Genomic DNA, 19,628 nt, shown 5'->3' on the forward strand with positions numbered 1-19,628 from the left:
TGCCAAGGATTACCGGACGGAATGGATGCTAAACAGTAATTTGCTCAGAAAGCTCGATATGCAGGACTTGATGGTGTTTATCGCCGTCTACGACCAGAGCAGCGTTACCGAGGTGTCTGAAACGCTGTTCGTCAGCCAGTCAACCGTGAGCTACAGCCTGAAAAAACTGCGCACCAGTTTTGAGGATGAGCTGTTTATCAACACGCGTGCGGGCATGCGCCCTACGGACAAAGCCACCACCATGTACGGGCATGTGCAGGAGATCCTCAAAAGCATCAACCTGTGCCACGCCGGTCGCAAGGGCTTCGACCCGGCGCACACGGCCGTGACCTTCAACGTGTGCGCGCCGGAATACTTCGAACAGTTGATTTTGCCGCGCCTGTTGAAAAACTTCGACCGCGCCGACCTGCCGGTGATCGTCAATGTGCAGAAGCTGGAAGCCGAGATCCCCGCCAACGACCTGCGCGAAGGCCGCCTGGACCTGGTGATCGGCTTCGGCCCGCACTTTCACCGCGCCCACAAAGAGTTCAAAACGCAGAGGCTGCTGGAGGACGACTTGGTGTGTGTGTTCGATAAACGTTGGGCACCGCAGGCGCCGGCGTTCAGCCTGGAGGCGTTCGCCGAGCGGCGCCACGTGTTCCCCACGCCGTGGACCTCTGACACCAACATGATCGACGGCTGGCTCGCACGCCAGTCTCATAAACGTCAGGTAATCGCCCGGGCCAACAGCTACAGCGCAGCGCTGAAGATGATCACCGGCACCGACTTTATCCTCACCCTGCCCCGCCGGGTACAACAGCAATTGGCGCCGGCGACGGTGTTCGGCCATTGCGAAGCCCCCGAGGGTTTACCCGGGTTCACCCTGGACATGCACTGGAACCCGACCAGTGCGCAAGACAGCGCCAATACGTGGTTCAGAGAGCAAGTGGTAAAAGTCTGCGCGGACCCAGCGTTAGTTTAAGCGCCCTCGCCGCCGCTTAATTGCGCTCAGCCGATCGCGACTTTGCTGTAGGAGTCGCGGTCCATGTCTACCAGCAGCACACTCAGCTGAACCTGTATATCCGCTGGCCAGTCGCCCATATCCTGCAACACCGCCAGCAGGCTTTCCGACAGTTGCTTTTTGACCTGAGGTGAGCGCCCGCTGAGCAACGACAGTTTTAACGCGATAAAACCGCGCGGGGCGATGGACGTGCCGACCTGGAAACTCTCAAGCTTGATTGCGCGGCTTTTGATATCGAACTCGGCACCGAACTGCCCGGACGCCATCAGCACGTTGTTGAGCCGCAACAGGGTTTTTTCGACGGCAAGGTCCGGCAGGTTGGCGGTGTATTCCAGATGCAAGTGCGGCATGAAAGCTCCTGATGGTTGTGGGAATAGAGTGGTACGTATAGCACAAGGCCAAACCGGCCCCGCGCGCGTGCAGCGTGAAGGCGGCGTCGGTGGGCCTGCCTGATGAGGCTATTTCACGAGGTTGCCGCCAGCGTCTCGCGCTGGCTCATGAACGCTTCCAGCCGCGAGCGCATCCAGCGTTCCGCCGGGTCGGTGTCGACGTGGCTGAGCCAGACCATCGACAAATCCAGGGTCGGCGTTTCGAACGGAAACGCCTCGCAAAACAACTGCCCGCCGGCGGCCATGGCGTGTGCGGTGTAGTCCGGCAGGCTGGCGATCATGTCGGTGCCAGCAAGCAGCGCCGGCAGCGCGCTGTATTGCGGCACCGACAGTACCACGTGACGCTTGCGGCCAATTTCTGCCAGCCATTCATCGGCAAACCCGGACACGTTGGCGGTGTGGGACACCAGCACATGCGGCCGTGCGCAATATTCGTCGAGGGTCAGCGGTGTGTCCGAAGCATCGGCACGCAACAGGCACGGCCGTATATGCCGCAACAGTTTGCGTTTGGCATTCGCCGGCAGGCCACGTGTCTGGGTGATGCCAACGGTAATATCGCCGGACGCCAGCAGGTCCGGGATGCGCCAGTAATCAACGTGCTGCACCACGAACACCACCGACGGCGCTTCCTGGCGCAAGGCCCGCAGCAACGGCGGCAGCAGGCCGAATTCAACGTCATCGGACAGGCCGATGCGAAACGTCATGGTGCTGATGGATGGGTCAAAATCGTGGGTCAGGCTTAGCGCCGACGACAATGAATCAAGGGCCGGCGACAGGTGTTTGATGATCTCTTCTGCGCGGGCGGTAGGCTCCATGCGATGGCCGACGCGAATGAACAGCGGGTCATTGAACAGCGTGCGCAGCCGGTTAAGGGCAGAACTGATGGTCGGCTGGCCGAGAAACAGCTTCTCTGCCACCCGGGTTACATTGCGTTCGAGCATCAATGTTTCAAAGACCACCATCAGATTGATGTCGGCCTTGCGTAATTCATTGCGATTCATTCGGCGCTCGCCCCATTCCCCAAGACAGCCCGCAGTGTAGAAAGCCCGCGGGACTGCGTCTATTAGACGGCGCGAAAACACCCACGGTCTACTGTGGGAGCGGGCTTGCTCGCGATGGCGGCACCTCGGACCATCAGGAACACCCAGTTGAGGCCATCGCGAGCAAGCCCGCTCCCACATTTGACTGAGTTCAGCTCGTGAGATGGGAGCGATTGAGCGGGTTGGGGCGATCAGGGTTTGAGCGGGCGCTCCTGATCTTGCTCGGAAAGCTCCGTGCCGTCGTCCGGGTGCTTCCAGGTCTGGGGCTTTTCTTCCTCGCGCTGCCGGGGTTGCTCGCGCGTGGGCTCATCATGCGGTTTGTGTTCGTCAGCCATTGGCACCTCCCTTCATCAAGCATTGATCAGCATTTCAAGCATAGATCAGGCGCGGGATTTTGGAGGCGTGGCTGGATTGATAGCCTGCACGCATCAATCCATCCAAATTACTCACTTATCATTTCTAAATGTGTCAGCCACTATCCGCGGTCTTAAGCGAAACAAGCACTTTAAAAAGAACGCTGGAGACACAAAACCATGACTAGCCCTTCCCGGCCCGATTCTGCCCGCTCGAAAGTTGGTGCGGTTTTCCGCGTAACTTCCGGTAACTTCCTCGAACAGTTCGATTTCTTTCTGTTCGGCTTCTACGCCACCTACATCGCCGCAGCGTTCTTCCCCGCCGCCAATGAGTTCGCGTCATTGATGATGACCTTCGCCGTGTTCGGCGCCGGCTTCCTGATGCGTCCACTCGGCGCGATTATCTTGGGTGCTTACATCGATGATGTCGGTCGCCGCAAAGGATTGATCGTAACCTTGTCGATCATGGCCAGCGGCACGCTGTTGATCGTGCTGGTGCCGGGTTATCAAACCATCGGCCTGTGGGCACCGCTGCTGGTATTGCTGGGTCGGTTGCTGCAAGGCTTTTCGGCCGGTGCGGAACTGGGCGGTGTGTCGGTTTACCTCTCCGAAATGGCCACGCCAGGCCGCAAGGGTTTCTACACCAGCTGGCAATCGGGCAGCCAACAGATCTCCATCGTGGTCGCCGCTGCACTCGGCTATGGCCTGAACGTGTGGATGGAACCTGCGGTGGTTGCCGATTGGGGCTGGCGCATTCCGTTTGCCGTCGGTTGCGTGATCATCCCGTTCATCTTCGTGCTGCGCCGCAACCTGCAGGAAACCGAAGAGTTCGCCAACCGCACGCATCGCCCCACCATGCGCGAAGTACTGGCCACGTTGGCGAAAAACTGGACGATGGTGATTGGCGGCATGCTGATGGTGGCCATGACCACCACCGCGTTTTACCTGATCACCGTGTACGCGCCGACTTTCGGCAAAACCGTATTGAAACTGAGCACCTCGGATGCCCTGCTGGTGACGCTGCTGGTGGCGGTGTCGAACTTTGTCTGGCTGCCGATTGGCGGCACCTTGAGCGACCGCTTCGGCCGCAAGCCGGTGTTGGTCGCCATGACCGCGCTGACCGTCCTCACCGCCTACCCTGCGCTGTCGTATGTGGTGAACGCGCCGAGCTTCGCGCACATGCTCGAAACCCTGCTGTGGTTCTCGTTCCTGTACGGCATGTACAACGGCGCGATGATCCCGGCACTGACCGAAATCATGCCGGTGGAAGTACGCGTGGCGGGTTTCTCGCTGGCGTATAGCCTGGCCACCGCGATTTTTGGCGGGTTCACCCCGGCGATCTCGACCTGGTTCATTCACATCACCGAAGACAAGGCCTCGCCGGCCTACTGGATGATGTTTGCCGCGCTGTGCGCCCTGTGCTCGACCCTTGCGCTGTATCGCCGCGCCAACGCCCGTGGGCAAGTGATGCAGGGGGCAGCGTGATGACCGCGCTGCGCAACACACTGACGGCCCTGGCCCTCGGCGCCCTGGCGCTGACGGCACAGGCGGAAGAACTCAAGGTGATGACCTCGGGCGGTTTTACTGCCGCCTATCAATTGCTCGGCCCGCAATACGCCAAGCAAAGCGGCGATACGCTCCAGACCTTCCTCGGCCCGTCGATGGGCAAGGCGCCGGAAGCGATTCCCAACCGCCTGGCACGTGGCGAACACGCTGATGTGGTGATCATGGTCGGCTACGCACTGGATGACCTGATCAAACAGGGCAAGGTCGACAAGGCCTCGCGCGTGGAACTGGCGGATTCGCGCATCGGCATGGTGGTGAAGCAAGGCGCAGCCAAACCTGCGATCGGCACCGATGCCGAACTGAAGGCGGTGTTGAGCCAAGCCAAGTCCGTGGCGTATTCGGACAGCGCCAGCGGCGTGTATGTCGAGCAGGAGCTGTTCAAGAAACTCGGCATGCCGGCCAAAGGCAAGATGATCGAACGCATCCCGGTGGCTTCAGTGGTGGCCAAGGGTGAGTACGAGGTGGGCTTGCAGCAGGTCGCGGAATTGTTGCCGGTGCCGGGCGTGACGTACGTCGGCAAGATCCCGGAAGACGTGCAATCGGTGACGCGCTTTGCCGCCGGCATTCCGGTGAACGCCGAACACCCGGCGCAGGCCAAGGCGCTACTGCAATTTATGGCGTCGCCCGAGGCGCAACCGGTGGTGCAATCCACCGGCCTGGACTCGGTATCACGCTGACCGAAACGGCATCTCGCGCACTAACCGCTCCAACTCCAGCGCCGCTGGCGGCAAGGTCCGCCCGCGGCGTTTGATCAAGCCCACATTGCGCATCACCTGCGGCTCCACCAGCGGCACACTCACCAGAATCGGGTGCGTGCCCGCCGGCATAGCAATCGACGGCACCATCGCCACGCCCAACCCCGCCTCCACCAGCCCGATCATCGTGGTCACGTGGTGCGTCTCGCAGATACTCGGCTTTTTCACGCGTACACCGCGCAAGGCCTGATCGAGCAAAAAGCGATTGCCCGAGGTTTTATCCACGGTGATGTAGTCGTGCTCATAGGCCTCGGCCCAGGCCACGCTTTCACGTTCGGCCAGCGGATGATCACGCCGACACGCCAGCACGTAGCGCTCCTGCAACAGCAGCTCGAATTCCACTTCATCGGACAAGCTGCCGCTGAAACTCACGCCGAAATCCGCCTCACCACTCTCCACCGCATTGCACACCTCGCCCGCGCTGGCATCCAGCACGCGCAGGCGAATCTTCGGGTACAGCGTGTGAAACGCAGAGATCACATGGGGCATGAAGTAGTAGGCGGTGGACGGCACACAGGCAATGGTGACGTTGCCCATACGCGTGGACGCGACGTTGCTGATGCCCATCAAGGCAATGTCGAGGTCATCGAGCATGCGCTCGACTTGCGGCAGGAACGCCCGCCCAACCATGGTCAGGCTGACGCGCCGCGTGGTGCGCTCGAAGAGTTTTACATCCAGCGCAGACTCAAGCTTTTCGATACGCCGGCTGAGCGCGGGCTGCGAAATACGGATCGCCTCGGCGGCACCGCGAAAACTGCCCTTGTCTACCACGGCGCGGAAGGCTTGGAGGTCGTTGAGGTCAAAGTTGATGATCACGGAAAGGGCCAGTGTGGTCGATGTGGCGGGCATTATCGTATGGACGGTCACCGGGCGCCATGCGTGGCTGGGGCCGCGGGGGCTAATAACCCTACTTCAAATATGAAGTCATACATATCAGTAGGTTATTTGCCGGCCGGCGCCACACAGTTGCGAAAAAGCGTCAATACTTGCGGCTTGAATGACGCAATCGGAGAGACACACGCACATGGAAACTTGCCAGAACCCACTCTCGTTTTGGGCAGACGATGACACGCCGGGTAGCCACATCGGTCAGTTGCTTCTTGCAACACGCCAATGGTCGAGTAGGATTGAATCCTACTCATCGCCTGCGGACGTTAAAATGCGCTCAACCCAGCAAATGAGCATTACCTTGCCACTCGAAATGGCGGCATTGGTCAAAGCCAAGGTGGCGGCCGGTGAATATGCGACCGAAAGTGAAGTTATTCGCGACGGCCTGAGGGCGTTGCTGGCGCGTGATCGTGCCATGGAAGACTGGCTGCGTGATCAGGTTATCCCCGCCGCCGCCGCGCTCAAGGCTGACCCTGGCCGGGCGCTATCCGCCACTCAGGTTCGCGAACACATGGAGGCCAAACGTCAACGCAAAGGCACCGATAAAGCGTGAGTCATTCGGTAGTCTTTTCGCCTGAAGCACTGGCGCAACTGGACGCCCATGAAAATTTCATCAGCGATGCCGGTTCCCCCCACGAAGCGGCGCGCTTTATCGACAACCTGATCAACTACTGCGAAAACCTTTCGTTGTTTCCCCTACGCGGTAGCCCCCGTGATGACCTGCACCCCACGTTGCGTATCACTCACTATCGGCGCACCACTGTTATCGCCTTTGTAGTGGGCTGCGAGATAAAAACCGTATCGATCCTCGGGGTGTTTTACGGCGGGCAGGATTACGCGACGCGGTTACAAAATAACGACGCGATGAATAAACAAGGAAGATAAATGTGAAGGGCACCGTTTTTTTGTATAGGCCTCTGCGGTGGGGCTTGAGCCTGCTGGGCCTGATGGGCATTGCAGCCTTGGGCTTTTTCGCCTGGCAAAGTTTTTACCCCGTCAGCGCGGCAGCCGGCTGGAGTGTCAAGACGGTGCACCGCGATGTACCAAAAGCCGCCTCGCTGATGCCATTGCCGGACGGCTCGTTGATGGTCAGCCAGGAACTCGACGATGCGCAAGGCAGCATCGTGCGCATCCACCCCGATGGGCACCGTGAAGTGGTGGTGGCCAACCTGTCCAAACCTGACGGCATGTTCGCTGCTCGCGGTGGCTGGGTGTTCAGCCAGGAAACCGGTAACGCACCCGTCAACTTTCTGAAGGATGGCGTGGTCACTGAGCTGTTTCGCGGCGAAAACGTACAAGGCTTGTGGGTCGAGGGCGATGACCTCTACGCCATCGAAGACCGCAAGCAAGACGGGCGAATCCTGCGCTATCGCTGGAGCGATCAATCGCTGACCGTGCTGCGCGATCAATTGCACGAAGGCGAGTCCATCACGCGCTGCACCGATGGACGAATGCTCTACACAGAAAAGGCAAAGGGCGTGGTGCGCGAACTGACCGATAGCGGCAGTGACCCGGTGGTGCTGGCAGGCTTGAACAAACCGACGTTCTTGATGTGCGACCAACGCGGCTTGTGGATCAATGAAGACTCGACCCACCGCGCAAGGTTACTGCTGGTGAGCCCGGAGGGAAAACAGCGCACCATCCTTGCGTTTTTAAAGGCGCCGCAGTCCATCGTCGCGACCGGTCGGGGCACCTACCTGTTGGCCGAAGGTGGCCGCAATCGGGTGTTGGAATTAGTACCCGACACCCGCGCGGTCGCCCCTTGACAGGCTACAGCTGAAACCGCGCCACCGCCTGGTTCAGCTCCACCGCCAAACGCGCCAGCTCATGGCTGGAACCGTTGATTTGCCCTGCACCGGAAGACGACTGCGCCGACAAATCACGGATATTCACGATGTTGCGGTCCACCTCCTTGGCCACCTGCGCCTGCTCCTCGGCGGCACTCGCGATCACCAGATTGCGCTGGTAAATCTGGTCGATGGAGTCGGTGATCTGACTCAACGCGCCGCCCGCCCCTTCGGCGAGAATCAAGGTGTCGGTAGCACGCTGTGTGCTCGACTGCATGGACGTCAGCGCCTGGTTAGAGCCGGTACGCATGGCAGTCACCATCTGGTCGATTTCCAGTGTCGATTGCTGCGTACGGTGAGCCAACGCCCGCACCTCATCAGCCACCACCGCAAACCCACGGCCAGACTCACCGGCACGTGCGGCCTCGATGGCGGCGTTCAGCGCCAGCAGGTTGGTCTGCTCGGCGATGGAGCGAATCACGTCAAGCACCTTGCCAATATCGCGCGATTGCTCAGCGAGGTTTTGCACCAGAATCGAGGTTTCCCCGATATTGCTGCTCAGTGCCTGAATCGCCGTAACTGTCTCGCCGACACGGTGCTGGCCTTCACGCGCTGTTTCATTGGAGAGCCGGGTCGACTCGGAGGTTGAGACCGCATTGCGTGCCACCTCTTCAGCGGCCGAGGTCATCTCATTGACCGCTGTGGCGGCCTGTTCAATTTCTGCGGTCTGCTGTTGCAGGCTGCGGCTGCTCTGGTCGGTAATACCGTTGAGGTCGGTGGCGGATGCAGCCATTTGCCCTGCCGACTGCCGAATCAGTTGCAAGGTGCTGCGCAGGCTACCCTGCATGCTTTGCAGCGCCACGAGCAAACGGGTCACTTCATCGTTGCCGGTGACTTGCACGGTCTGGGTCAAATCACCCTGCGCCACGTTTTCCGCCGCGCGCATCGCTTGCCCCAACGGACCGACAATGCTGCGCGTCAGCAACCAGGCCAGGGCCACCGTGCTCAAGCCCGCGAGTATCACAAAGCCGAACACCATGGTGCGCGAGCGGCTGTACTGCGACTCGGCCGCCTGGCCCTGCTGATTAATCTGCGCGTTGTAGTAGTCCGCCAAGGCATTCAACTGGCTGCCCGAGCCATCGACCACGGTTTTCATGTCCACCAGCAACAACTTGTTGAGCTCGACGCCCTGTTGCTTGTCGGCGAGCACAAAGGACTGCGCGAGCCCCTGCTGGTACTGGCGCAAAGAAACCTGGAACTGGTCGTAGAGCGTACGCACTTCCGGCGTGTCGATCACGGCATTGAGATCAGCCAGCCTTTTCGTCAGGTCCTGGCTGCGCGTGTCCATCTGGCTGCGGTATTGCGGCATGCTCGCAGGGTTGGGGTCGAGTGCCATGCGCAAAGAGATCGTACGAATGCGCAGCATTATTTCGCGAATGTCAGACACTAACCGCATCTTCGGCACCAAACCGCTTTCAACCTGCACCGCGCTTTCGCGAATGCTCGCCATGTTGGAAAGTGCGAAGAACCCAAGCATGGCCACGAGCAAAGCAATCAAGGCAAAACCCAGACCCGCACGACGGGCGATGGACAGGCTGCGAAGTGACATTTTGGCGCTCTCTTTTATTAGGCATACGACATCGTATGAGAGTGTTTCGGCCAGCGTAGCAAGGACTTTAGCGGTGTATTGAGTGGGCGAAGCGCCTTCGAATCAAGCGCTCAACGATGGGTGATCACGTCGCTATACATTGATGTGTATTGGTGGTCATTTCATGCGCCGCAGCGCGTCGAAAAGGTGTAGCAGATGAAGCGTGAAGGCACGGTCAGCCCTTGGGCAATTGCCACCTGATACACGCCAAGTAATTAGCATGAGACCTATCATCAACATAGCAACGCCCGACTATGAAAAAGCCCCAAGGCTTAACGCCTACGGGGCTTTGCTGTGTAACGGTGCACGATAACTACGTGTATTCAGTTGCCCCGTTCTTTGTTGGCTTGGGCGAGCACCGAGGCAGCCAGGGATTTCGTACCCGCACTGTATTTATCGCTCTGAAGCGCCTTCCCGGCTTTTTCTTCCATGTGCGCACTCGTCTGCTTGTCGGTACCACTCTGGGCCAACGCTGAAGCGGCAAGGCTTTTGGCGATGGCTGAGGCGTTTGGATTACTCAGCACCTCTGCTGCCAACGTCGCCATTTTGCCGGAGGTCTTTTTCGTATTTTTGCTCATGATGCATTTCCTTTGCAGTGTGGGAATTTCTACCTGAAAAACCGTTGAGCCCAAGGTAATCAGTTACGCAGAGGCTCGCAACGCGTGCGCTGTAGGCAATGTTGGAGAAGCATGTAAGACAGGCGTAATAGCGCGGCCACCCCCCTCAGAGGGGTCGAATTGATTGCACTGATGGTGACTATCAAAACGACGGCCTAGTTGATTGCCGAAACCCATTTATATAATCGCCGCCTATTTTCCTGTCCCCACGCCTGCAGTCAGGCGCCCTCCCCCCGGAACCCAACACAATGCCAAGTGCAAGCCCCGCCCCAAGCGGCCGCCCCGAACATAGCCAACAAAGCGTCGTACAGCAGTGGCTGGCGATTCTCTCGGTTGCCGTGGGCGCCTTCGCCTTAGTCACCAGCGAATTTCTGCCGGTGGGCGTACTCAACGACGTTGCCAGCGACCTCGGCATCAGTGCCGGCCACGCCGGCCTGATGGTCACGCTGCCCGGCATCATGGCCGCCCTCGCCGCACCGTTGCTGTCGGTGTTCATTGGCGCGATGGACCGCCGTTATCTGCTCATCAGCCTGACGCTGATCATGATCGTCGCCAACACGGTCGTGGCCTACGCGAGCGACTTCAGCCTGCTGCTGTTCGGCCGTGTATTGTTGGGCATCAGCATCGGCGGTTTTTGGGCGACCGCCATCGCCCTCAGCAGCCGCCTGGCGCCCAAGGGCGTGGGCGTTGCACAAGCCACCTCGATCATCATGGTCGGTGTGACCCTGGCCACCGTTCTGGGCGTGCCCGTCGGCACCTGGCTCAGCGGCCTGATGGGCTGGCGCATGACCTTCCTGGTCACCGCGCTGGTGGGCATACCCGTGCTGTTGGCGCAGATATTTTTGCTGCCCCGCCTCACCCCGGAAAAAGCCATTCAGATCCGCGACCTGCCGGCCTTGTTTATCAACCCGCAAGCCCGAGTCGGCTTGATCGCCGTACTGCTGATCGGCCTCGCGCACTTTGCCGCGTACACCTACGTCGCACCCTTCTTCAAAAACAGCGCCGGCTTCGACGGCCCGACCATCGGCTCACTGCTATTGCTGTTCGGCGTGGCTGGCGTAGCGGGCAACATCTTTGCCGGGTTCGCCGCCAACCGCAGCGTACGTTACACCCTGCTGCTGGTCGCGCTGATGATCGGCACCAGCACCGCCCTGTTCCCCTACTTCGCCACCGGCATGACCGGCGCAGCCATGCTGATCGCCCTCTGGGGCTTCGCCTTCGGCGCCTTCCCGGCCTGCGCCAGCATCTGGATGTTCGTTGTAGCACCCAAGGACGTCGAACGCGGCATGCCGCTGTTCGTCGCCTTGTTCCAAGTGATTATTGCCTTGGGCTCATTCTTCGGCGGGCGCATTGTTGATCAAATGGGCAGCTCGGTGCTGCTGAGTTTGGCCACGGTGCTGGTCGGCTGCGGTTTTGTAACCGTGCTTGTGCTGGGGCGTAGCGTTAGTAATAACGTGGTGGCGCAACCCGCTTAATCAGGCATACCCACTAAAAAGCCTGCTGAGCATCGAGTTCAGCAGGCTTTTTTTGTTTCAGATGCTGGTCATTATTTGCCTGGTTTGTCCGCAGGGAAATCACGCTCAAGCACAGAATGCACCAGCGCCTGGGCATTCTCGATCAATTGTGCCAAGCCCATGATTACGGGTGACTGCGTGCTGCGCGGATCTTCGGCGCATTGATAGGCGGTTTGCAGTGCGGATGAAAGGATTTCGGAGGCGTTTGCCAGGGCTTCTTCGGTGCCGATGTCTGCGCCTACGTTGAAGATCTTGCGGGGGGAAAACTCGGAATCTGAATCGAGGTTGGTCATGTTCATTGTGTAGCTCCTGTATGCAATGGGAGCTGTCACATCCTGCTGTCAAACAGGAACAGGTGGCAGCTATGCGCGGGTTGACAGACCGGTATACAGGACCCGGCGCACCCGAAGATGCCCCACGCACAGCCGCCATAAAACGACGTCACAGCAGAAAAAGCCTGTAATCGTATGGAGGTCGTACACCTGTACATCGGTCTGTCAAAACCGGTCGCCATGAGGGCGACGGCGGAAGGTTAGCGTCCTGTGTTACCTAGCGCAACCCTGCATGAAAACTGCAACAATTTGCGTAGCAAATGGGCTGGCTGTGCGAGGTAATACCAAGTTATTCGTAACCTCATTCACAAAACCGTGCACACACCTGACATTGAAATTCTAGCCGCTGGCAGGCGTGTCTTTTGGATAGTGCCCGGCAGTTTTCGGCCATTGCTCCCGGTGTCAGCAAGTGCGATGCGTTCCCCCAGTTCTTAATCCAACCAACGCAACACCGCTATCCATCGCCTACCTATTTGAAGATCTTTTGTTTATTGGCAATTGGTATATACGATTTGCCCACTCGTATGTGTGGTGCAGTTGGTCTGCACTCGAGCAGGGATTATTTGAGGCGGTTGCTGCAGTACATACGGTTTCTGCTGCTGGTTTTGCTGATTGAGCAGCATTGTCTGAATGGCCTGCTGACGCTGCGCACTCTGCTGGGATTGCTGTTCGGTCGTGGTTCTGTTGAGTTGAACTCGACAATTCACATAAGCGTCCGAGCCTGGCTTTGCTCCGTAGGACTGGCACTGTGCATCGTCGCTGCTTGCCTGCTGCGCTTTTGTAGCAGCAAGGTTCGCCATACTCTCTTGCCTGATCGCATAACCCTTGGTACCGGGCAGGCAATCATCCCAAGCTACAAGCCCAGTCGCACAGTCCAGTGGGTGATTGGCACAGCCCGCCAGCGTGATGATCAGAATGGTTGCAGCGATTGCCTTCATGGTGAGCGTCCCTGTGTGATGGGTTCAGGTTATCTACAAGCATTGCAGATCGCCACCATCACGGTGCCATAAGACGCTTACCGGGCAGGACGCGCGCCAAACTGAATCACTAGCACGCAAAAGGCAGTGAATATGACCGAAGTATGGAGTCTGGAAGCGTTGCGGGCACAGGTCAAAATTCGACAGCCTGAGGCAAGCAAAAGGCTTGTCCAGCGCTAAGCTTGAAGAAAGCCCGCAGGCTTTTTTGGATTGAATCGTACAACCGTAAACGAAAAAGCCCCGTAGCTTGTTCAGCTACGGGGCTTTTTCTATGTAATGGCGGAGAGATAGGGATTCGAACCCTAGGTACCGGTGAAGGTACAACGGATTTCGAATCCGTCCCATTCGGCCACTCTGGCATCTCTCCAACGGCGCGCATCATAACAGTGTGTTTCGCGGAAGCAAACCCCAAAAGCGATTTTTTTCCGTTCTATCAGATGCTTGCGTCGATTAAAGCGGTACGCCGAGGCGGTTGGCGACTTCTTCGTAGGCTTCGATGACGTCACCGAGGCCTTGGCGGAAGCGGTCTTTGTCCATCTTCTTCTTGGTGTCTTTGTCCCACAGGCGGCAGCCGTCGGGGCTGAATTCGTCGCCCAGGACGATGGAGCCGTCGTGGAACACGCCGAACTCCAGTTTGAAGTCGACCAGCAGCAGGCCTGCGTCGTCGAACAGCTTGCTCAGCACTTCGTTGACCTTGAGGGACAACTCTTTCATGCGCGCCAGTTGCTCGGCGGTGCCCCAGCCGAAGGCCACAACGTGGGATTCGTTGATGAACGGGTCGCCCTTGGCGTCGTCCTTCAGGAACAGCTCAAACGTGTAAGGGTTGAGCTTGAGGCCCTCTTCAACGCCGAGGCGTTTGACCAGGCTGCCGGCGGCGTAGTTACGCACGACGCATTCGACCGGGATCATGTCGAGCTTTTTCACCAGGCATTCGGTGTCGCCCAGCAGTTTGTCGAATTGGGTCGGGATGCCGGCCGCTTCGAGTTTCTGCATGATGAAGGCGTTGAACTTGTTGTTCACCATGCCTTTGCGATCAAGCTGTTCGATGCGCTTGCCGTCGAACGCCGAGGTGTCGTTGCGAAACAGCAGGATCAGGCGGTTGGCGTCGTCGGTTTTGTACACCGACTTGGCTTTGCCGCGGTAGAGTTCTTCACGTTTTTCCATGATGGGCTCCGCTTTGAGTGAGGTGGGCTAGGCGATGTGTCGCCAGTCGAGCCCTGAATCTTGATCGGCCAATTGCAGCCAGTCCGGGTCGCACCCAAGGGTGTCGACAAAACATTGCCGGGCAAGCGTCGGCAGGTTGTTCTTGCTGCTCAGGTGGGCCAGGACCAGGTGCTGCAGGTCTTGCCAGCCCAACTCATACACCAGGTACGCGGCCTGGTGGTTGTTCAAATGCCCCAGCTCGCCGCCCACCCGTTGCTTGAGAAAGTACGGGTAGTGCCCACGCGCCAGCAGGTCTCGGCAGTGGTTGGACTCGATCATCAATGCATCGAGGTCGCGGTAACCGTCCAGCACCTTGGCGCAGTAGGAGCCCAGGTCGGTGAGCACGCCGAAACGTCGCTCACCGTCACTGAATACGTACTGTGTCGGCTCCTGTGCGTCGTGCGCCACAGCAATCACATTGATGCTCAACGCGCCAATTTGCAGCTGCTCGCCACCGGCCAGGAAACCTGCGGGTTCTATGGGTTTGCGCATCCCGCGCAAGGTGCCGCGACTCAGGTACACCGGAAGATTGTAGCGCCGAGACAGCAAACCCACGCCATGCACGTGATCGGCATGTTCGTGGGTTACCAGAATCGCGCTCAGTTGCGAGGGGTGAACCCCCAAACGCAACAGGCGCCGCTCGGTTTCTTTTAACGAGAAACCACAATCCACCAGCACATACGTGTCGTCATGTGCGACCAGCGTGCCGTTCCCTTGGCTACCGCTGCCGAGAACGGCAAAACGCATCGGATCAGCCCAGGTTGTCCTGAATCACGCCCAACACTTTGCGCGCTGTTTCAGCTGGCGCGACAGTGTTGATGTTTTTCTCGACGGTGACTTGTACGCTTTCGCCAACCTTGCTCAAACGAACCTGGTAACGCTCGGCGCGAGTTTCAACTTCTTCCTTGGTCGGCGTGGTGCCGAACAATTTGCCGAAGAAACCTGGCTCTTCGTCTTTCTTCACAGCCTTTTCAGCCACGTTGATGTAGTACAGGCCAAGGCTGCGGTTGATGTCTTCAACGCGCCAAGGGCCCTTCTCCAGCGCGCGGCCTACACTGGCCCAGGCACGGTCGAGGTCTTCACCCAGGTTGAGCACCACGTTGCCGCTGCCGTCTTCGGTGAGGCTGACGCGGTTAGGCGTGTCGTAATCGCGTGCGGCGAGCAGGGAAACGGAGCCGCCCTTCTCGGAGATACGGCTCATGCTGGCCAGCATTTCGTCGACCAACGCGGCGTCAACGCCCAGGTTGACCGAGCGCGGGGTGAAGTCGACGTTGGCGGTGCTGCCGGCTGGGCGCTCGGCGCTGACCACGTAGACTTCACTGGTGTTGCGCTGCACGCCGGGCTCGATGCGTACACGCACACGGGCTTCGCTGTCGGCGGCTACACCGCTCGCCTGCAGGCGCTGGGCCATGTTGGCGGACAGTTCGCTGCTGCGCTGCCATGCAGTGGTGAACTCACCGGTCTGCGGGCGTTGCTGGTCAATGCGAAAACCGTTGTCCTGGAAGAACTGCACGGCCACCGGCCAGACTTCGGCAGGCGGGCGTTGCGCGATGATCCAGCGGTTGTCGCCGCTCTTTTGCAGGCTGTAGTCGCTGGCGTCCGCCACGGCCGTGATCGGCTGTGGGCGTGGCACCACGTACTCACCCTTGGCGGTGTCGTCGGCGACGTTGCGCGGAATAGGCAGCAACGGGTCAAGGCGCTTGGCGACATTGACGTCCGGCGGCAGTTGCATCGGTTTGGTTGCTTGTGCTTCCAGGTAATCGCTGCCGCGGTCACGGAAGTAACCATCCGGGCCCCAAATCCAACCGCAGCCACTGGTGCTGGAGATAATCAAGGCAAGTGCGGAAAGTCCGGCCAATCGCTTCATGCGTAGTGCTTCCTCAATTAAACCAGGACGCCGGACTGGCGCAGGGCCTGTCGCAGCGGTTCGTGACAGGCTTCGCTGAGCCGGGTGAGCGGCAGACGGATACCGTCCGGCATCAAGCCCATTTCAAACAGCGCCCATTTCACGGGAATAGGGTTGGATTCGATAAACAGTGTTTTGTTGAGCGGCATCAGCTTCTCGTGGATGGCACGCGCGGTTACGGCGTCACCGGCGATGGCGGCTGCGCACATCTCGCTCATGGCACGCGGAGCGACGTTGGCGGTCACCGAGATATTGCCTTTGCCACCCAGCAGGATCAGCTCGACAGCCGTGGCGTCGTCACCGGAATACACCAGGAAGTCGCTGCTCACGCCGGCCAGGATGTCTTTGGCACGTTGCAGGTCGCCGGTAGCTTCCTTGATACCGATGATGTTCGGCACGCTGGACAGACGGATCACGGTCGCCGCCTGCATGTCGCAAGCAGTGCGGCCGGGTACGTTGTAGAGGATCTGCGGAATATCAACCGCTTCGGCAATGGTGCGAAAGTGCTGATACAGGCCTTCCTGGGTCGGCTTGTTGTAGTACGGCGTCACCAGAAGGCAGGCATCGGCGCCGGCTTTCCTGGCGTTTTTGGTCAGCTCGATCGCTTCACGCGTCGAGTTGGCGCCCGTACCGGCGATCACGGCGATGCGGCCCGCGACACGCTTGACCACGAATTCGATCACCTTGATGTGTTCTTCCACATCCAGCGTGGCCGATTCACCTGTGGTGCCGACCGCCACGATGGCGTTGGTGCCTTCTTGCAGGTGGAAGTCCACCAGTTTGCCCAGGCTATCCCAGTCGAGATGACCTTGTGCATCCATGGGTGTGACCAGTGCCACCATACTGCCCGCAATCATGCAACCGCTCCTGCCGGAAAAAGAGAGCCGTAATGGTACTGGCGCCAAGATGCTTGTACAAGCGAAGTACCACCTGAGGACGCGTTCTCGATCAACTAAACGACGGGCAATGCCATCATTGGGCCAAAGCCTGCTCTGAAGCACGTTGAAATCAGACCGATCACGCAATGAAAACGCCACCTCCTATCCCTTGGCGACGCTTTTCGCTACCCTTCATGCTTTGATCGATACAGCCCGCACAGTATCGACCGCTCATCGTTTAGGAAGGCTGCATGTCCACCCCCACAGTTCGCGAACAATTCCTTGTTATCAGTGCCCTCGGCGCCAACCCCATGGAGCTGACCAACGTCCTGTGCCGCGCCAGCCATGAAAATCGCTGCGCCGTTGTAACCTCGCGCCTGACTCGCCATGGCGAGTGCAGTGCGCTGGTGCTGCAGATTTCCGGCACCTGGGACGCCCTGGCGCGCCTGGAGACCGGCTTGCCGGGCTTGGCCAAGAAGCATGACTTTACGGTTAACGTGGTACGCAGCGCCGCGCTGGAAAATCGTCCACAGGCCCTGCCTTATGTCGCGTATGTCAGCTCGGCTTACCGCTCGGACATCGTCAACGAGCTGTGCCAGTTTTTTATCGACCACAACGTCGAACTCGAAAACCTGACCTGCGACACTTATCAGGCCCCGCAAACCGGCGGCACCATGCTCAATGCCACGTTCACCGTGACCTTGCCGGCAGGCGTGCAGATCAGTTGGCTGCGTGACCAGTTCCTGGATTTCGCCGATGCCTTGAACCTCGACGCACTGATCGAGCCTTGGCGCCCACAAAACCCAATGTAAGGAAGTACTCATGCCGGTAGCGATCGACACACCCGTGGCCGACTTCGAAGCCCAGGCCACCAGTGGCCAGACCTTCAGCCTCGCCGCCCTCAAGGGCAAGCAAGTGGTGATCTACTTCTACCCGAAAGACAGCACCCCGGGCTGTACCACTGAAGGCCAGGGTTTTCGTGACCAGTACGCAGCGTTCAAGGCCGCCAATACAGAAGTGTTCGGCGTGTCGCGCGACAGCGTGAAGTCCCACGAAAACTTCAAGGGCAAGCAGGAGTTTCCGTTCGAGCTGATCAGCGATAAAGACGAAGCGGTTTGCCAGCTGTTTGATGTGATCAAGCTGAAAAAACTGTACGGCAAGGAATACCTGGGCGTGGATCGCAGCACTTTTCTGATCGACCAGGATGGCGTGCTGCGTCAGGAATGGCGCGGCGTGAAAGTGCCCGGGCATGTGGATGCCGTGCTGGCAGCGGCGCAGGCTTTGAACAAGGCTTGAATTCCCTCTGTGGCGAGCGGGCTTGCTCGCCACAACATGCCCCCTGCCACAGTCAGGTCGCTGCTGTTACAACAATGGCGCCACAACCGGTTCTCGCCGTGGCCACGCATCCAGTACGGCCTTGAACAGCGTCGCCAGGGGGATCGCAAAAAATACTCCCCAAAAACCCCACAACCCGCCAAACAACAACACCGCGCAGATGATCGCCACCGGGTGCAGGTTAACCGCCTCCGAGAACAGCAGTGGCACCAGCACATTGCCGTCCAGGGTCTGGATGATCCCGTAGACCGCCATCAGGTAGATAAACTGGTCACTCCAGCCCCACTGGAACAACGCGATCAACGTCACTGGCACCGTCACCACCACCGCGCCGACATACGGCACCACCACAGACACGCCCACCAGCAGTGCCAACAGCGCCGCGTAGTTCAGGTCCAAGGCTATAAAGGCGATGTAAGTGACGCCCCCGCAGATAACAATTTCAATGACCTTGCCGCGGATGTAATTGGCGATCTGCCGGTTCATCTCCTCGGCCACCCGGGTAATCAGCGCACGTTCACGCGGCAGGTAACCGCTGACCCAACGGCCGATCATTGCGCGGTCCTTGAGGAAGAAAAACACCAGAATCGGCACCAGCACCAGGTAGATCATGATGTTGACCAGCAGCGGCAGGCTCGACAGGGAAAAGGTCAGCGCCCATTGCCCGAACTTGCCGATTTCGCCGCGTGCCAGCTCGATGGCCTGCAATACCTGCTCGTCTGACACCAGGTGCGGATAGCGCTCCGGCAACAGCAGCAACAGCGATTGCCACTTGGCGAGCATGCCCGGCAGCTCGTTGAACAAGGTGATCAATTGATGCCACAGCAGGGGCAACACCACCACGATAAACACCACCAGCACACCCATGAACACTGCAAATACCAGCCCCACCGCCACCCCGCCCGGCAAACGCAAACGCTCCAGGGTGGTGACCAAGCCTTGCATCAGGTACGCCAGCACCATCCCCGCCAACACCGGCGCCAACATGCCACCTAACGTGAGTACGGCGCTAAAGGCCAGGAACAGCAAAACGGCCAGCACCACGGCTTCTTCATCCGAGAAGTAGCGCTGAATCCAGTCTCGTAACACTTTGAACATCAATTAACCTCGGGTGGTGGGGCAAACGGCTCAGGCCTTGCGCAACCAATAACGGTACACACCGGCGAGGTCGTCTTCGTGCAACAGGGTATGCCCGGCCAACTTGGCGAACGTGCGGAAATCGCGCTGGGAGCCCGCGTCCGTGGCGGTCACTTTAAGCACCGCACCACTGGCCAACCGGTTCAGCTCCAGCTTGGCCTTGAGCAACGGCAACGGGCAATTGAGGCCACTGGCATCGAGTTCGGCATCAAAGGCTACAGCGTCAGTCATGGTTTTACTCCGGGCAGGCGTTTGGGGTGCTTAGAATATCTGGTCCCACGCTCAGTGTCCGGCTACAGTAAG

Annotated in this window: 23 protein-coding genes and 1 tRNA gene; 9 read left to right on the plus strand and 15 right to left on the minus strand. The window is 59.1% G+C overall.

The annotated features are described in order from the left end of the window. The first annotated feature begins 25 nt into the window (after positions 1-25). The gene (locus tag ACOZK9_RS15585) at positions 26-961 is read left to right on the plus strand and encodes a LysR family transcriptional regulator (RefSeq protein WP_122249432.1); all 936 of its coding nucleotides are present in this window, start codon (positions 26-28) and stop codon (positions 959-961) included. A 26-nt stretch (positions 962-987) separates the two neighbouring features. Here the strand turns inward: ACOZK9_RS15585 and ACOZK9_RS15590 are convergent, their stop codons facing one another. The 3 genes from ACOZK9_RS15590 to ACOZK9_RS15600 form a co-directional block, all read right to left on the minus strand. Next, a complete protein-coding gene (locus ACOZK9_RS15590) occupies positions 988-1,350 on the minus strand; it encodes a 5-carboxymethyl-2-hydroxymuconate Delta-isomerase (protein WP_058411079.1) in 363 nt (120 codons plus the stop codon). 113 nt (positions 1,351-1,463) lie between these two features. Then, positions 1,464-2,390, minus strand: a complete 927-nt coding sequence (locus ACOZK9_RS15595; RefSeq protein ID WP_058411080.1) for a LysR substrate-binding domain-containing protein — start codon at positions 2,388-2,390, stop codon at positions 1,464-1,466. Between the two features lie 230 nt (positions 2,391-2,620). Continuing rightward, the gene (locus ACOZK9_RS15600) at positions 2,621-2,764 is read right to left on the minus strand and encodes a hypothetical protein (RefSeq protein ID WP_172979468.1); all 144 of its coding nucleotides are present in this window, start codon (positions 2,762-2,764) and stop codon (positions 2,621-2,623) included. 198 nt (positions 2,765-2,962) lie between these two features. Here ACOZK9_RS15600 and tcuC point away from each other — a divergent pair, with 198 nt between their 5' ends. After that, a complete protein-coding gene (tcuC, locus tag ACOZK9_RS15605; RefSeq protein WP_058411081.1) occupies positions 2,963-4,267 on the plus strand; it encodes an MFS transporter in 1,305 nt (434 codons plus the stop codon). After that, positions 4,267-5,025, plus strand: a complete 759-nt coding sequence (locus tag ACOZK9_RS15610) for a substrate-binding domain-containing protein (RefSeq protein WP_421556158.1) — start codon at positions 4,267-4,269, stop codon at positions 5,023-5,025. Before tcuC ends, ACOZK9_RS15610 begins: the two co-directional genes overlap by 1 nt. Here ACOZK9_RS15610 and ACOZK9_RS15615 read toward each other — a convergent pair. Then, on the minus strand, positions 5,017-5,919 hold the full coding sequence (locus ACOZK9_RS15615) for a LysR family transcriptional regulator (protein WP_058411276.1): 903 nt from the start codon (positions 5,917-5,919) through the stop codon (positions 5,017-5,019). The two genes, ACOZK9_RS15610 and ACOZK9_RS15615, sit on opposite strands and share 9 nt — an antisense overlap. A gap of 343 nt (positions 5,920-6,262) precedes the next feature. On the opposite strand from ACOZK9_RS15615, the gene ACOZK9_RS15620 reads away from it, so the two are divergent. The 3 genes from ACOZK9_RS15620 to ACOZK9_RS15630 all read left to right on the plus strand — a co-directional run bounded on the left by ACOZK9_RS15620 (position 6,263) and on the right by ACOZK9_RS15630 (position 7,757). After that, entirely contained in the window at positions 6,263-6,544 is a 282-nt protein-coding gene (locus tag ACOZK9_RS15620; RefSeq protein WP_058411083.1) for a ribbon-helix-helix domain-containing protein, read from the plus strand. Then, positions 6,541-6,876 carry a type II toxin-antitoxin system RelE/ParE family toxin gene (locus tag ACOZK9_RS15625; RefSeq protein ID WP_421556159.1) on the plus strand — a complete coding sequence of 112 codons (336 nt, stop codon included), beginning with the start codon at positions 6,541-6,543 and terminating at the stop codon, positions 6,874-6,876. Before ACOZK9_RS15620 ends, ACOZK9_RS15625 begins: the two co-directional genes overlap by 4 nt. 62 nt (positions 6,877-6,938) lie before the next feature. Continuing rightward, positions 6,939-7,757 carry an SMP-30/gluconolactonase/LRE family protein gene (locus tag ACOZK9_RS15630; RefSeq protein WP_152749437.1) on the plus strand — a complete coding sequence of 273 codons (819 nt, stop codon included), beginning with the start codon at positions 6,939-6,941 and terminating at the stop codon, positions 7,755-7,757. A gap of 4 nt (positions 7,758-7,761) precedes the next feature. On the opposite strand, the gene ACOZK9_RS15635 is transcribed toward ACOZK9_RS15630, so the two are convergent. Further along, positions 7,762-9,387 carry a methyl-accepting chemotaxis protein gene (locus ACOZK9_RS15635; protein WP_421556160.1) on the minus strand — a complete coding sequence of 542 codons (1,626 nt, stop codon included), beginning with the start codon at positions 9,385-9,387 and terminating at the stop codon, positions 7,762-7,764. A 362-nt stretch (positions 9,388-9,749) separates the two neighbouring features. After that, positions 9,750-10,004, minus strand: coding sequence for a hypothetical protein (locus ACOZK9_RS15640; protein ID WP_421556161.1), 255 nt, complete (start codon positions 10,002-10,004; stop codon positions 9,750-9,752). Between the two features lie 287 nt (positions 10,005-10,291). Between ACOZK9_RS15640 and ACOZK9_RS15645 the strand changes: the two genes are divergently transcribed. After that, on the plus strand, positions 10,292-11,518 hold the full coding sequence (locus tag ACOZK9_RS15645; protein ID WP_058411087.1) for an MFS transporter: 1,227 nt from the start codon (positions 10,292-10,294) through the stop codon (positions 11,516-11,518). 71 nt (positions 11,519-11,589) lie between these two features. Here the strand turns inward: ACOZK9_RS15645 and ACOZK9_RS15650 are convergent, their stop codons facing one another. The 7 genes from ACOZK9_RS15650 to dapA all read right to left on the minus strand — a co-directional run bounded on the left by ACOZK9_RS15650 (position 11,590) and on the right by dapA (position 16,832). Next, the gene (locus ACOZK9_RS15650) at positions 11,590-11,856 is read right to left on the minus strand and encodes a DUF6124 family protein (protein WP_421556162.1); all 267 of its coding nucleotides are present in this window, start codon (positions 11,854-11,856) and stop codon (positions 11,590-11,592) included. A 521-nt stretch (positions 11,857-12,377) separates the two neighbouring features. Further along, on the minus strand, positions 12,378-12,827 hold the full coding sequence (locus ACOZK9_RS15655; RefSeq protein WP_421556163.1) for a hypothetical protein: 450 nt from the start codon (positions 12,825-12,827) through the stop codon (positions 12,378-12,380). Between the two features lie 316 nt (positions 12,828-13,143). After that, positions 13,144-13,233, minus strand: a tRNA-Ser gene (locus tag ACOZK9_RS15660). An 83-nt stretch (positions 13,234-13,316) separates the two neighbouring features. Continuing rightward, positions 13,317-14,030 (minus strand): phosphoribosylaminoimidazolesuccinocarboxamide synthase, encoded by a 714-nt coding sequence (gene purC, locus ACOZK9_RS15665; RefSeq protein WP_058413280.1) that lies wholly within the window; start codon positions 14,028-14,030, stop codon positions 13,317-13,319. A 27-nt stretch (positions 14,031-14,057) separates the two neighbouring features. Next, complete coding sequence (locus ACOZK9_RS15670; RefSeq protein ID WP_058413281.1) at positions 14,058-14,816, minus strand: MBL fold metallo-hydrolase; 759 nt, start codon at positions 14,814-14,816, stop codon at positions 14,058-14,060. 4 nt (positions 14,817-14,820) lie between these two features. Further along, positions 14,821-15,936: an outer membrane protein assembly factor BamC gene (gene bamC / locus ACOZK9_RS15675; RefSeq protein WP_058413282.1), complete on the minus strand. Its 1,116-nt coding sequence runs from the start codon at positions 15,934-15,936 to the stop codon at positions 14,821-14,823. A 17-nt stretch (positions 15,937-15,953) separates the two neighbouring features. After that, positions 15,954-16,832, minus strand: coding sequence for a 4-hydroxy-tetrahydrodipicolinate synthase (gene dapA, locus ACOZK9_RS15680; RefSeq protein ID WP_099240152.1), 879 nt, complete (start codon positions 16,830-16,832; stop codon positions 15,954-15,956). Positions 16,833-17,104: 272 nt separating this feature from the next. Here dapA and ACOZK9_RS15685 point away from each other — a divergent pair, with 272 nt between their 5' ends. Both ACOZK9_RS15685 and ACOZK9_RS15690 read left to right on the plus strand, forming a co-directional pair. Next, positions 17,105-17,665, plus strand: coding sequence for a glycine cleavage system transcriptional repressor (locus tag ACOZK9_RS15685; protein ID WP_003172487.1), 561 nt, complete (start codon positions 17,105-17,107; stop codon positions 17,663-17,665). A gap of 10 nt (positions 17,666-17,675) precedes the next feature. Continuing rightward, entirely contained in the window at positions 17,676-18,149 is a 474-nt protein-coding gene (locus ACOZK9_RS15690) for a peroxiredoxin (protein WP_058413284.1), read from the plus strand. Between the two features lie 66 nt (positions 18,150-18,215). Here the strand turns inward: ACOZK9_RS15690 and ACOZK9_RS15695 are convergent, their stop codons facing one another. Continuing rightward, positions 18,216-19,286 carry an AI-2E family transporter gene (locus ACOZK9_RS15695; RefSeq protein ID WP_058413285.1) on the minus strand — a complete coding sequence of 357 codons (1,071 nt, stop codon included), beginning with the start codon at positions 19,284-19,286 and terminating at the stop codon, positions 18,216-18,218. 30 nt (positions 19,287-19,316) lie between these two features. Then, positions 19,317-19,556, minus strand: coding sequence for a sulfurtransferase TusA family protein (locus ACOZK9_RS15700; RefSeq protein ID WP_058413286.1), 240 nt, complete (start codon positions 19,554-19,556; stop codon positions 19,317-19,319). Positions 19,557-19,628 lie beyond the last annotated feature (72 nt).

The organism is Pseudomonas kitaguniensis (assembly GCF_049199985.1).
In the GTDB taxonomy this organism is placed as follows: Bacteria; Pseudomonadota; Gammaproteobacteria; order Pseudomonadales; family Pseudomonadaceae; genus Aquipseudomonas; species Aquipseudomonas kitaguniensis.

Bases quoted from the DNA above. Each gene is read 5' to 3' on its own strand.
- ACOZK9_RS15585 (WP_122249432.1), top strand. From the start codon at position 26: ATGCTAAACAGTAATTTGCTCAGAAAGCTCGATATGCAGGACTTGATG.
- ACOZK9_RS15590 (WP_058411079.1), bottom strand. From the start codon at position 1,350: ATGCCGCACTTGCATCTGGAATACACCGCCAACCTGCCGGACCTTGCC.
- ACOZK9_RS15595 (WP_058411080.1), bottom strand. From the start codon at position 2,390: ATGAATCGCAATGAATTACGCAAGGCCGACATCAATCTGATGGTGGTC.
- ACOZK9_RS15600 (WP_172979468.1), bottom strand. From the start codon at position 2,764: ATGGCTGACGAACACAAACCGCATGATGAGCCCACGCGCGAGCAACCC.
- tcuC (WP_058411081.1), top strand. From the start codon at position 2,963: ATGACTAGCCCTTCCCGGCCCGATTCTGCCCGCTCGAAAGTTGGTGCG.
- ACOZK9_RS15610 (WP_421556158.1), top strand. From the start codon at position 4,267: ATGACCGCGCTGCGCAACACACTGACGGCCCTGGCCCTCGGCGCCCTG.
- ACOZK9_RS15620 (WP_058411083.1), top strand. From the start codon at position 6,263: ATGCGCTCAACCCAGCAAATGAGCATTACCTTGCCACTCGAAATGGCG.
- ACOZK9_RS15630 (WP_152749437.1), top strand. From the start codon at position 6,939: ATGGGCATTGCAGCCTTGGGCTTTTTCGCCTGGCAAAGTTTTTACCCC.
- ACOZK9_RS15635 (WP_421556160.1), bottom strand. From the start codon at position 9,387: ATGTCACTTCGCAGCCTGTCCATCGCCCGTCGTGCGGGTCTGGGTTTT.
- ACOZK9_RS15640 (WP_421556161.1), bottom strand. From the start codon at position 10,004: ATGAGCAAAAATACGAAAAAGACCTCCGGCAAAATGGCGACGTTGGCA.
- ACOZK9_RS15645 (WP_058411087.1), top strand. From the start codon at position 10,292: ATGCCAAGTGCAAGCCCCGCCCCAAGCGGCCGCCCCGAACATAGCCAA.
- ACOZK9_RS15650 (WP_421556162.1), bottom strand. From the start codon at position 11,856: ATGAACATGACCAACCTCGATTCAGATTCCGAGTTTTCCCCCCGCAAG.
- ACOZK9_RS15655 (WP_421556163.1), bottom strand. From the start codon at position 12,827: ATGAAGGCAATCGCTGCAACCATTCTGATCATCACGCTGGCGGGCTGT.
- purC (WP_058413280.1), bottom strand. From the start codon at position 14,030: ATGGAAAAACGTGAAGAACTCTACCGCGGCAAAGCCAAGTCGGTGTAC.
- ACOZK9_RS15670 (WP_058413281.1), bottom strand. From the start codon at position 14,816: ATGCGTTTTGCCGTTCTCGGCAGCGGTAGCCAAGGGAACGGCACGCTG.
- bamC (WP_058413282.1), bottom strand. From the start codon at position 15,936: ATGAAGCGATTGGCCGGACTTTCCGCACTTGCCTTGATTATCTCCAGC.
- dapA (WP_099240152.1), bottom strand. From the start codon at position 16,832: ATGATTGCGGGCAGTATGGTGGCACTGGTCACACCCATGGATGCACAA.
- ACOZK9_RS15685 (WP_003172487.1), top strand. From the start codon at position 17,105: ATGTCCACCCCCACAGTTCGCGAACAATTCCTTGTTATCAGTGCCCTC.
- ACOZK9_RS15690 (WP_058413284.1), top strand. From the start codon at position 17,676: ATGCCGGTAGCGATCGACACACCCGTGGCCGACTTCGAAGCCCAGGCC.
- ACOZK9_RS15695 (WP_058413285.1), bottom strand. From the start codon at position 19,286: ATGTTCAAAGTGTTACGAGACTGGATTCAGCGCTACTTCTCGGATGAA.
- ACOZK9_RS15700 (WP_058413286.1), bottom strand. From the start codon at position 19,556: ATGACTGACGCTGTAGCCTTTGATGCCGAACTCGATGCCAGTGGCCTC.